The organism is Wenyingzhuangia fucanilytica, from assembly GCF_001697185.1.
Classification (GTDB): domain Bacteria; phylum Bacteroidota; class Bacteroidia; order Flavobacteriales; family Flavobacteriaceae; genus Wenyingzhuangia; species Wenyingzhuangia fucanilytica.
The window spans coordinates 3,346,916-3,359,142 of record NZ_CP014224.1 but is presented as its reverse complement, the minus strand read 5'-3'; the positions used below and the strand labels follow the sequence as shown (position 1 = coordinate 3,359,142).

Sequence of the window (12,227 nt, the reverse complement as noted above, 5' to 3'; positions counted from 1 at the left end):
AAAAAGCACGATCTATTGAAGGAAACTCCGTTGAAATTAACAGCAAAAGAATTCCTATAGGGAGAATATACAGTGCTACTGTAAAGCACAGTATATTAGATCAGGCATAAAACAAGACCCCCATCATAAATTTATGATGGGGGGTTTAAAATTTTATCAAAACTGTGCTTACAAATAACTCGCAATTTTTCCTGCCAAAGCTTTAAACTCAGCTTCTGTTAATTTTTCCTTTTTACCAAAAGTAGCATCAGCCATTTGGTTTAGCGGAATTAAATGCACATGTACATGTGGTACTTCTAAACCAATTACAGACATCCCCACTCTTTTACAAGGCACTGCTTTTTCTATAGCAGTTGCAATAGTTTTAGAATATTGAAACAATTTGGTGTATAATTCATCATCCAAATCAAAAACTTTATTAACCTCTTTTTTAGGCACTACTAAAGTGTGCCCCGCAGCATTTGGGTTGATGTCTAAAAACACAAAAAAATCTTCGTTTTCTGCTATTTTATAACTTGGAATTTCTCCGTTAATTATTTTGGTAAAAATGCTCATTTTTAATGGTTTATTGTAAATAATTAATGACTAAACACTCATTACTTTGTACTCAGTACTAAAAAACTACCTAGAAATCTCTACAATTTCAAATTTCATCACCCCATTTGGAGCTTGAATTTCGGCTATCTCTCCTTGCTTATGTCCTAGCAATCCTTTACCAATAGGAGAATTTACAGATAATTTTCCGTTTTTAATATCCGTTTCAGAATCTGCCACCAACGTATAATTAAACTCCATTCCATTAGCTACATTCTTAATTTTCACCTTAGAATGAACTAATATTTTAGAAGTATCTATTTGCGATTCATCTAAAATACGAGCATTGGCAACTACATTTTTTAACTTTGCTATTTTTAGTTCTAATAAAGATTGTTCTTCCTTTGCAGCATGATATTCAGCATTCTCACTTAAATCTCCCTTATCCCTAGCCTCAGCAATTTCGTTAGAAACTCTAGGGCGTTCTGTTTGCTCTAAAAATTCTAATTCTTCTTTTAATTTCTTAAATCCTTCTTCAGAATAGTATGATACTTCACTCATCGTCTTTATATTTTAACAAAAAAATCTCATTACCATTTGGAAATGAGACATACACAAATATATAGAAATAATTGGAAGCTAAAAAATTGCTGTATCTTTACTACATAATTATTTTAAATATGATACCCTTAGCTAAAAAAGTAATTTTACTAGGTTGTTTACTACTTTTAACCGCTTGTGTTAAAAACAATTTTAATCAACAAAACACTTTGGTTCCTCATGTAAATGTTAATTTTCATGTTAATGCAGATTTCATAAGTCTTGTAGGTCAATTTACCATAGAAACTGGACATGGTTATCAAGGAATTATTGTTTTTAATATTGATGGAAACAATACTTTTAGGGCTTTTGATTTAGGTTGTCCTTATGTAAAACCTAGTGAATGTAACATTCCTATGCAAGTTGATGAAGCCACCGGAGAAATGTCTTGTGCAGGTTGTGCTAATGACGATATTAGGTTTACTCAATATAAAACTGGAGTCACTATTGGAGAAACTCAATATTATTTAAGAGAGTACAATGCTTATCTTGAAGGGGGCGTTGTGAGAATCACCAATTTTTAAACAGAAATTCCTTCATTATTCGTACTTTTGCGACCAAATATTATTCCATGGAAAATTATTTTTCTTCTGACTTTAAATTAGGGGTTCTTGGCGGAGGACAATTAGGGCGTATGCTTTTAGCAGAAACTCAAAAATTTGATGTTCATACCTGTATTTTAGACAGCTCTAAAGACGCACCTTGCGCACCTTACTGTAACGAATTTTTTATAGGTAACCTACTTGATTACAACGACGTATATCGTTTTGGTAAAAAGGTAGATGTATTAACTATAGAAATAGAACACGTTAATATAAAAGCACTTTACAAACTTGAAGAAGAAGGTGTAAAAGTATATCCGCAACCTAGTGTGATAGAAACCATTCAACACAAAGGAAAACAAAAAGACTTTTACAAAGCGAAAAACATTCCTACTTCTCCTCATCTGCGTTTTAATTCTTTAGCCGAATTAAAAGAAGCTAATTTGACTGAATTCCCTTTTGTATGGAAATCTGCTCAATTTGGATATGATGGAATGGGTGTAAAAATTGTTCGTTCTACAGATGATATCAACAATTTACCAGATACCGAGTGTATTACCGAGGAGTTAATTCCTTTTAAAAACGAATTAGCAGTTATTGTTGCTAGAAATGCCGATGGAAAAGTAAAAACTTATCCAGTTGTAGAAATGGAATTTCACCCAGAAGCAAATCAAGTAGAATATGTTATTTGCCCTGCTCGTATTAGCGATGAAGTTGCTGCCAAAGCTCGTAGAGTAGCAATGGATGTTGCCAATGCTTTTAAACATGTAGGATTATTAGCAGTGGAAATGTTTCAAACAGAAAATGACGACATTATTATTAACGAAGTTGCTCCAAGAACACACAATAGTGGACATTATAGTATTGAAGCATCTCACACCAGTCAGTTTGAACAACATTTAAGAACTATTCTAAATTTACCTTTAGGAAATACCGATAGTAAATTGGCCGGAATTATGGTTAACTTAGTTGGAGCCGAAGGATACACAGGTGATGTAGTATATGAAAACATTACCGAAATTTTAAAAATAGATGGAGTTACTCCACATATTTACGGTAAAAAAACAACCAAACCTTTCCGTAAAATGGGACATGTAACCATTGTAAATAAAGACATCAACATTGCTCGTAAAACAGCAGAATTGGTAAAAAACACTGTTAAAGTAATATCAAAATAAGTCAAAAGACAATTCGTAAAAGGTCAAAGGATTTTATCATATAAATCACCTTTTATAATTATAAATAAACAATTCAGTTATAAAGACATAAAGAAAAAAGGACAAAGACTTTTAGCCTACAAGCAAATACCTTTTTCCTTCTACTCTTTATCCTTTTACTAAAAAATAAAGATAATGAAAGTAGCCATCGTCATGGGATCTGATTCAGATTTACCAGTAATGCAACAAGCCATTGATATTTTAAAAGAATTTGAAATTGAAACAGAAGTAGATATTGTATCTGCTCACAGAACTCCAGAAAAATTATTCGATTTTTCTACCAATGCACATAAAAGAGGTGTTTCTGTAATTATTGCAGGAGCTGGTGGTGCTGCTCATTTACCAGGAATGGTAGCCTCTATGAGCCCATTACCTGTTATTGGTGTACCTGTAAAATCTAGCAACTCTATTGATGGTTGGGATTCTGTATTATCTATACTACAAATGCCAGGGGGAGTTCCTGTGGCAACAGTTGCTTTAAATGGTGCAAAAAATGCTGGTATTTTAGCTGCTCAAATTATTGGAGCTACTAACAGTACTGTTTTAGATAGTATTGTAGCTTATAAAGAAGGGTTAAAATCTAAAGTTATAGAAGCAGCCGAAAGAGTAAAAACATCTCAACAAGAAAAATAAAACTTTTTCATAAGTTTACACCACAACAACGCATCCTTACGGAATGAAAATAACAGAACGCATTCAACAACCTATATACCAAGAAATGGCTGCCTTTGAAAACAAATTCAAAGAAGCCATGGCAACCAAGGTACCGTTGTTAAATCGTATTACCCACTATATTGTTCGTAGGAAAGGAAAACAAATGCGACCTATGTTTGTTTTTCTTGTTGCTAAAATGGTTTCTAACGGAAATTTTAACGAGAGAACTTATAGAGGTGCTGCTGTTATAGAACTTATACACACCGCAACTTTGGTGCATGATGATGTGGTAGATGACAGTAATAAACGTAGAGGATTCTTTTCTATAAATGCACTTTGGAAAAATAAAATTGCTGTTTTAGTAGGTGATTTTTTACTTTCTAAAGGATTGTTATTAAGTATAGATAATGATGATTTTGATATTCTAAAACTGATTTCTATCGCAGTGCGAGAAATGAGTGAAGGAGAATTATTACAAATAGAAAAAGCCAGACGTTTAGATATTACAGAAGAAGTTTATTTTGAAATTATCAGACAAAAAACAGCTACTTTAATTTCTGCTTGTTGTGGAATTGGAGCAGCATCTGTTGGTGCTAACAAAGAAGAGGTTGATAAAATGCGTTTGTTTGGAGAGTATATTGGTATTGCTTTCCAAATAAAAGACGACTTGTTTGATTACTCCGATGAACAAATAGGAAAACCTACGGGAATTGATATTAAAGAACAAAAAATGACTTTGCCTTTAATTCACACCCTAAACAACTGTAGTGATAAAGACCGTAAATGGTTGATTAACTCTGTTAAAAACCATAACACTGATAAAAAAAGAGTAAAAGAAGTTATTCAGTTTGTAAAAGACCACAATGGTTTAGCATATACCACCGAGAGAATGCACGATTACAAAAACAAAGCTTTGGATATTTTAAACACTTATCCAGATACTGAATACAAAGCATCTTTATTAACCATGATAGATTACGTTGTGGAGCGTAAAAAATAAGCTTTTTTTTATCTCTTTTTTTCAAAATCGTTTTTTGACAAATAGTTCACTAAATTAGTTCTACACACGTTTGTTAATTAATGAAAGTATTCAAATTTATTTTCTTATATCTCCTATGCTATAGCTCTTTTGGGCAAATAGTAAACAAAAATCGTGTGAGCAAAAACATCACCACTAGTCAAGACACCATTGTTCTAGAAAATGTTGCTATTAGTCCTGTAAATTTTGAAGTAAAAGATACCGATGGAAATATTATTCCATCAACCCAATATTATTTTAATCCACAAAAAGGACAGCTTTATTTTTATAATAAAACACCTCAACAACTAAAAGTTAGCTACTTTAATTATCCATCGTTTTTAACACAAACTTATAGTCCGTTTGACAAAAATTTAATTATTCCAAAAGCCACACCTTCGGCAAGCACCTTTTCTTTAGGTAAAAGCTTTAATAAAAACGATTTTTTTGGAGATTTAAATACTTATGGTAATATCACTAGAGGAATTACAGTAGGTAACAATCAGGGTTCTGTATTAAACTCTGGATTAGATTTACAAATCACGGGGAATTTATCAGAAAACTTAAAAATTAGAGCCAGTATAAAAGACTCTAATTTACCTATTCAAGAAAACGGAATATCACAAAGTATTAATGAGTTTGACAGGGTTTTTATAGAACTTTTTACAGATACTTGGAACATTAAAGCTGGAGATGTTGATTTAACAAATCAGGATAGTTATTTTATGGCTTTTACCAAAAAAATTAACGGAGCCAAAATTGATGTTACATTAGATGATGGAGAGCAAAAAACATTCATCACTGCTTCTGGAGCTTTGGTTAAAGGAAAGTTTACCACACAAAACATTAGCGCTGTAGAAGGAAACCAAGGGCCTTATAAATTATATGGAGCAAATGGAGAACAAAATATTGTGGTAATTTCTGGTAGCGAAGTTATTTACGTAAACGGAATTACTTTAAAAAGAGGTGAGCAACACGATTATACTATTGATTACAACACTGCCGAGATTACTTTCACCCCTACTTTCCCCATCAATTCCTCGCAAAGAATTATTATTGATTTTCAGTACAGCGACAGAAACTACAACCGTTTTGTAACCCATGATGGTGTCACTTATCAAAATGAAAAGTTTACCATTGGAACATATTTTTACAATGAAAACGATGTTAAAAATCAACCTTTACAACAAAATTTAAGTGATGAACAAAAACTAGTTTTACAACAAGCCGGAAACGATCCATCTCAAATGATTGCTAATAGTGCAGTAAGCACTGAATATGATGAAAATAGAGTTCAGTATGAAAAAACCTCCACAAACGGACAAGATATTTTTGTTTTTAGTAATGATGAAAATGCAACTTTATACAATGTGCAATTTAGCTATGTAGGAACAAATAATGGAGATTATAGTATTAGCCAAACCACTGCCACAGGAACTATTTATGAATATGTGGGAACAAACTTAGGAGATTACTCTCCAGTAATATTATTAATTGCTCCTACAAAACTACAAATGGCGGTAGTAAAAGCAGCTTATCAAATCAATAATAAATCTTTTATCAATTCTGAGATTGCTTATAGTAATAACGATCGTAATTTATTTTCATCAAAAGATGACCATCAAAACCACGGATTGGCTACTACCTTAACTTGGCAACAACAAATAAGCGATGGAGATTGGAACACAAACAATTTATTTGATTTAGATTTTGTGCAAAAAAACTTTAACAATGTAGAAGGTTTGTACAATGCCGAATTTAACAGAGATTGGAATATTGATGTGAATTTAACGCCTAACTTTTTAGGAAATCAAACCTATATTAGAAATGCTTTGGTTACCAAAAAATCTAATCAACATAAAATCACCTTAAATACTGATTACTTAAAATTAGGAGACATTTTTACAGGTTATAAAACAGGGCTAAACTCTTATAATACTTTTGGTAAAGCCATTTTAAACACTCAAAATAGTTATTTAAAAAGCAGCAATAATAACGAACAAGGATATTTTATTAGAAATTTATCTACTTTAAAATATCAACTAAAAAAAGCATGGGTAACTGGTTTATTTAATTTTGAAGACAATCAACAAAAAAACACCCAAACAAATACTTTAAACCTCAACAATCAAAAGCTGATAAAAACAGGATTGGTTCTTGGAGTTGGAGATTCTACCAAAGTCTATTCTAAATTTGGTTTTGACATTACACAAATAGACAGTGTAAGAACAAATCAATCTGTAAAAGTTCAAAATGCAAAAAATTACTCCATAGAAAGTCAATTAATTAAAACAGAACAAACCTCATTAAAAACGTTTATCAACTACCGAAAAGTAAAACATTTTTACACAGATGACATTGATGTTTTTAACGGACGAGCACAATATACTCAACAATTTTTTAAGAATATTTTACGTTGGGCAACTGTTTACGAAACTACATCTGGAAGTACACCTCAACAAAACTTTACCTATATAGAAGTGGAACCAGGACAAGGATATTACACTTATTTAGGTGATTTAAACAACAACGGAATTAAAGATTTTGATGAGTTTGAAGTAGCGCAATTTGCAGATCAAGCTAATTATTTACGAGTAGTATTGCCAAACATTAACAGAGTAGCTACACAAAAAGCAAAACTGAGTCAATCTGTATTTATCAATTTTATCCAATTTAAAAACAATGATTCTAAATGGCTAAAAGTTCTATCTCACTTTTCTAATCAGTCTAGTATTTTAATCAATAAAGACCAGTTAAAAGATGGCAAAAAATTTAACATCAACCCTTTTGACATCAAAAATGATGATGTAATTGGATTGCAACAAAACATGAGAACTAGTTTGTTTTTTAATAGGGGATTACAAAACTACAGCACCACCTATACGTTTCAAAACAACAAAAACACTCAAAACATCAGTAGTGATTTTCAAACCGCTACTCAAAACATGCACGAACTTAATTTTCAACACAATATTTTAAGTTCTTGGATTATTGCCACCACCGCAAACACAGAAACCAATAACAATACCAGTACAGGTTTTAATAGTAGAAATTTTAATATTCTATCTAAAAAAATTAATCCCTCCATTAGTTACTTAAAAGATGAGTTTTCTACTTTAAAAACCAATTATACTTTTAGAAATGAACACAACAATATTGGATTAGAATCGTTAAAAAGTCATGATTTTGGTTTAGAATATAATTATAACAATCCAAAAAAAGGTTCTGTAATTGCCAATGTAAACATGATTGAAAACAAATATAACGGCCCTGTTAACACTCCGGCATCATATAGAATTTTAGAAGGTTTACAGCCCAACAGAAACTACACTTGGTCTTTAATTATACAAAAAAAACTAACCCAATTATTAGACCTTAGTGTTAGCTACAGCGGAAGAAAAAATACAGCTAGTAATGCTATACACACTGGTAGCGTACAATTAAGAGCTAACTTTTAAAAGGAATTAGGCGACCTCGTAAAAATGCCCTATTTTTGAACTATAAAATTTTACCCATGAAAAAAGTATTATTTCTGTTTGTTTTGTTGAGTACACTAAACATTACGGCACAAAACAGCGAAATTAAAGTTGACCTTTTAGATATTTTAGTCTTAAGAACTTTAGATGTTTCTTATGAACATCAATTAAATGATGAAGCATCAATGGGGCTTTCGGTTTTTATTAATTTTGAACCTAAAAGCAACAATTTTAGATATAATGAAGATTTTCAAATCACCCCGTATTTCCGTCAATTTTTAACAGATACTGGAGGATTTGATGTCTTTGGAGAATTGTTTGGATCCTTAAATTTTGCAGAAACCAAAGCTGATGAATTTGGAGACACCAAAAACTACACTGATTTTGCCCTAGGCTTAGGGGCTGGAGCAAAACATGTATCTAGAAATGGATATGTTTTTGAAATCAACGCTGGAGTGGGTAGAAATTTATTTAACTCAAGTGTTTCTAGGCAATTTGTTCCAAGATTTGGAATTAGCGTAGGTAAACAATTCTAAAAAACATGAACGGCTTTCGTAAACAATATTCCATTTCTGATTATCCATCCATCACTAAAGAGTTTATAAAATGGTTAGGCTTTTCGTTGGTTATTGGTACATTGGTGGGTATTGCATCGGCAGCTTTATTAGTCTCTTTAAACTGGTCTACTAATTACCGAGAAGCACACAAAGTCATTATATGGCTATTACCTATTGGAGGCTTATTTGTAGGGCTTTTATACCATTATTACGGACAATCTGTAGCCAAGGGAAATAATCAACTTTTAGAAGAGCTAAACACCCCAAAAGATATCATTCCTTTTAAAATGGCACCGCTAATTTTTTTAGGAACGGTGGTTTCACATTTATTTGGAGCTTCGGTAGGTCGAGAGGGTACTGCAGTACAAATTGGAGGAGCTATTGCCGATCAGTTTTCTGGTTGGTTTAAAATGAATAAGCACGACAGACGCATTATTATACTAATGGGAATTAGTAGTGGTTTTGCCGGATTGTTTGGAACTCCATTAGCTGGAGCTGTATTTGCCTTAGAAGTTTTATTAATTGGAAAGATAAAATACAATGCTATTTTACCTTGTTTGTTGGTGGCTGTAGTCTCTAATTATGTCTCTAGAGAAGTTTCACATTACTTACACGTACCCCATACACATTACCATATTGATGCGGTTCCTAAATTAAATACCTTAAACTTTTTTTGGTGCATTTTTGCAGGAATCTTATTTGGTATTGTAAGTACATTTTTTTCTAAAGGAGTAAAATTCTTTAGTCAATTTTCAAAATATATTAAATACCCTCCTTTACGTCCAGTTATTGGTGGAACTGCAATGGCTGTTTTAATTTATTTTATTGGTACTAAATATATTGGTTTGGGAATTCCAACCATTTTAGAATCGTTTAACACTACAATGAACACTTACGACTTTGCTATAAAAATTATCCTAACCACTTTTTGTATTGCCTTTGGTTTTAAAGGTGGAGAAGTAACCCCTTTGTTTTTTATTGGAGCAACTTTGGGTAGCGCACTTTCTATGTTTGTTCCCTTGCCTATTAGTTTATTAGCAGGAATGGGATTTGTAGCAGTTTTTTCTGGAGCTACCAACACACCAATTGCTTGTACTTTAATGGGAATAGAGTTATTTGGTATGGAAGGTGGTGTATACATAGCCATTGCCTGTGTAACGGCTTATATATTTTCTGGCCACACAGGAATTTATACTTCTCAAATTGTTGGCGTTGCTAAGACTGATAAGTATTCTAAGGAAGAAGGAACAAGAATTAATGAAATTCATCGAGAATAAAACAATATGATTTTTACAGACACACACACACACTTAAACAGCGAACAATTTGATGAAGATAGAAATGAAATGATTCAACGCGCTATTAAATCTGGTGTAAGTCGATTGTTTATCCCCGCTGTTGATTCAAATTACACCCAAAGTATGTTTGATGTAGCCGAAAGCTTTCCTAACAACGTTCATTTAATGATGGGTGTACATCCTACTCATATTAAAGAAAACTATAAAGATGAACTTAACATTGCTCGTGAGTGGTTAGAAACAGGAAAATTTGTAGCTGTAGGAGAAATTGGTATAGATTTATACTGGGATGATACTTATATCAACCAACAAAAGGAAGCGTTTAAAACTCAAGTACAATGGGCAAAAGAATTAGGTTTACCCATAAACATCCATTGTAGAAATGCTTTTAATGAAATTTTCGAGATTTTAGAAGAAGAAAAGTCTGACAAATTATTTGGTATTTTTCATTGCTTTACCGGAACTTTAGAAGATGCTAAAAAAGCCATTGGTTATAACTTAAAACTAGGAATTGGTGGAGTTGCTACTTTTAAAAACGGAAAAATAGATCAGTTTTTAAACGAGATTCCTTTAGAACATATTGTACTAGAAACTGATGCTCCATACCTAGCACCCACTCCTTTTAGAGGAAAAAGAAACGAGTCTGCCTACGTTGTAAATGTGGCCGAAAAACTTGCTACTATTTATCAAAAAAGTTTAGAAGAAATTGCAGCTATTACTACGCAAAATAGCATTGATGTTTTTGGAGTATAATTAGCTCTATTATCAATAACCTAACGTAACCTATAATTAAAATCATCTTTAATTATAATACAAAAGTTTTTGATGCACTGTTAAACTTAGGAACGATAGCAAACACATCTTTTTGAACACAAAACGCTATATCTCCTAACTTATTAAGTTTTTTTAATCTAAGAGCATGCTCACAACCCTCTAGTTTTTGTTGGTAATTTAATGCGTGTTTTAAAAAATAACTCTTGGCAATATCTGCACTATCTGTATTACAATACTCATTTGACAAACTTGCTATCACAGCACCAGCGAACATAAAATCTTCGGTGCTCATTTTTCCTTTCCAACCTGCACAAACCAACAAAACATCTAAATCTGATTGAGCAATATATTCACTCACCGCAGTAAGATTAGCAAAAGTTCCAATAATTATTTCTTTAGCAGCTAAAGACACTTCTACTGCTTTGGTTCCATTTGTAGTTGAAATCGCCAATTTTTTATTTGCGTATTTTCCGTTTAAAAAAGACAAGGGAGAATTGTCAACATCCATTCCTTTAACCTTTTCTCCATTTCTCTCACCTCCTACCAAATACCCTTGTTCTTTTAAAGCAATAGCTTCCTCTACCTCTAAACAAGTTTTAATTTCATTAACCCCATTGGCCATGGCCGTAACCATTGTTGTGGTAGCTCTAAAAACATCAATAATTACCACCAACTTTCCTTTAACATCATAGTTTGATGTAATTTCTGGCGCTACTACTACTTCTATTTTTTTCATCTTTTACTCTTAAAAATAAAAATCCCCTTTGAAAATATCAAAGGGGATTTTATATAATAACCATCTAAAAAATTAGATCATTGTTTTAAATAATTCACGGTTCATACGAGCAATGTTATCTAAAGAAATTCCTTTAGGACATTCAACCTCACATGCTCCAGTGTTGGTACAGTTACCAAAACCTTCAGCATCCATTTGTGCAACCATGTTACGTACACGGTCTGCAGCTTCTACCTGACCTTGAGGTAACAATGCATATTGAGAAACTTTTGCTCCTACAAATAACATAGCCGATGAGTTTTTACAAGTAGCCACACAAGCACCACATCCAATACAAGTTGCAGCATCCATTGCTTCATCAGCAGCATGCTTAGAAATAGGCAACGAGTTTGCATCTTGAGTATTACCAGAAGTGTTTACAGAAATAAATCCTCCTTGGTGTTGAATTCTATCAAATGCTCCACGATCTACCACTAAATCTTTAATTACTGGGAATGCTTTAGCACGGAAAGGTTCTATATAAATAGTATCTCCATCCTTAAACTTTCTCATGTGTAACTGACATGTAGTAATTCCTCTATCTGGTCCATGTGCTTCTCCGTTAATAAACAAAGAACACATTCCACAAATTCCTTCTCTACAGTCGTGATCAAAAGCTACTGGCTCACCACCTTCGTTAATAATTTGTTCGTTTAATACGTCTAACATTTCTAAGAAAGACATATCTGGAGACACATTGCTAATGCTGTAGTCTACCATTTTACCTGCATCATTGGCTCCATTTTGTCGCCAGATTTTAAGTTTTAAATTCATATCCATGG

Annotated in this window: 12 protein-coding genes; 8 read left to right on the top strand and 4 right to left on the bottom strand. The window is 32.5% G+C overall.

Features of this window, described 5'->3' with window-relative positions:
• Window positions 1-168: 168 nt before the first annotated feature.
• Together AXE80_RS13890 and greA are read right to left on the bottom strand one after the other, a co-directional pair.
• Window positions 169-555, bottom strand: a complete 387-nt coding sequence (locus AXE80_RS13890; RefSeq protein WP_068828403.1) for an HIT family protein — start codon at window positions 553-555, stop codon at window positions 169-171.
• Window positions 556-621: 66 nt separating this feature from the next.
• Entirely contained in the window at window positions 622-1,095 is a 474-nt protein-coding gene (gene greA / locus AXE80_RS13885) for a transcription elongation factor GreA (RefSeq protein ID WP_068828402.1), read from the bottom strand.
• A gap of 119 nt (window positions 1,096-1,214) precedes the next feature.
• Here greA and AXE80_RS13880 point away from each other — a divergent pair, with 119 nt between their 5' ends.
• From AXE80_RS13880 to AXE80_RS13845, 8 genes are all read left to right on the top strand, one after another.
• Window positions 1,215-1,658 (top strand): hypothetical protein, encoded by a 444-nt coding sequence (locus AXE80_RS13880; protein ID WP_068828400.1) that lies wholly within the window; start codon window positions 1,215-1,217, stop codon window positions 1,656-1,658.
• 47 nt (window positions 1,659-1,705) lie between these two features.
• A complete protein-coding gene (locus AXE80_RS13875; protein ID WP_068828398.1) occupies window positions 1,706-2,854 on the top strand; it encodes a 5-(carboxyamino)imidazole ribonucleotide synthase in 1,149 nt (382 codons plus the stop codon).
• Window positions 2,855-3,028: 174 nt separating this feature from the next.
• Window positions 3,029-3,526 (top strand): 5-(carboxyamino)imidazole ribonucleotide mutase, encoded by a 498-nt coding sequence (purE, locus tag AXE80_RS13870; protein ID WP_068828396.1) that lies wholly within the window; start codon window positions 3,029-3,031, stop codon window positions 3,524-3,526.
• Window positions 3,527-3,569: 43 nt separating this feature from the next.
• Window positions 3,570-4,547 (top strand): polyprenyl synthetase family protein, encoded by a 978-nt coding sequence (locus AXE80_RS13865; protein WP_068828394.1) that lies wholly within the window; start codon window positions 3,570-3,572, stop codon window positions 4,545-4,547.
• 155 nt (window positions 4,548-4,702) lie between these two features.
• Window positions 4,703-8,023 carry a hypothetical protein gene (locus tag AXE80_RS13860; RefSeq protein WP_083194689.1) on the top strand — a complete coding sequence of 1,107 codons (3,321 nt, stop codon included), beginning with the start codon at window positions 4,703-4,705 and terminating at the stop codon, window positions 8,021-8,023.
• Between the two features lie 56 nt (window positions 8,024-8,079).
• Window positions 8,080-8,577: a DUF3575 domain-containing protein gene (locus tag AXE80_RS13855; protein WP_068828389.1), complete on the top strand. Its 498-nt coding sequence runs from the start codon at window positions 8,080-8,082 to the stop codon at window positions 8,575-8,577.
• Between the two features lie 5 nt (window positions 8,578-8,582).
• Window positions 8,583-9,875 carry a voltage-gated chloride channel family protein gene (locus tag AXE80_RS13850; RefSeq protein ID WP_068828387.1) on the top strand — a complete coding sequence of 431 codons (1,293 nt, stop codon included), beginning with the start codon at window positions 8,583-8,585 and terminating at the stop codon, window positions 9,873-9,875.
• Between the two features lie 6 nt (window positions 9,876-9,881).
• Window positions 9,882-10,649 (top strand): TatD family hydrolase, encoded by a 768-nt coding sequence (locus tag AXE80_RS13845; RefSeq protein WP_068828386.1) that lies wholly within the window; start codon window positions 9,882-9,884, stop codon window positions 10,647-10,649.
• Window positions 10,650-10,701: 52 nt separating this feature from the next.
• Here the strand turns inward: AXE80_RS13845 and AXE80_RS13840 are convergent, their stop codons facing one another.
• Both AXE80_RS13840 and AXE80_RS13835 read right to left on the bottom strand, forming a co-directional pair.
• On the bottom strand, window positions 10,702-11,406 hold the full coding sequence (locus tag AXE80_RS13840; RefSeq protein ID WP_068828385.1) for a 2-phosphosulfolactate phosphatase: 705 nt from the start codon (window positions 11,404-11,406) through the stop codon (window positions 10,702-10,704).
• A 72-nt stretch (window positions 11,407-11,478) separates the two neighbouring features.
• On the bottom strand, window positions 11,479-12,219 hold the full coding sequence (locus AXE80_RS13835) for a succinate dehydrogenase/fumarate reductase iron-sulfur subunit (RefSeq protein WP_068828934.1): 741 nt from the start codon (window positions 12,217-12,219) through the stop codon (window positions 11,479-11,481).
• Window positions 12,220-12,227: the final 8 nt, after the last annotated feature.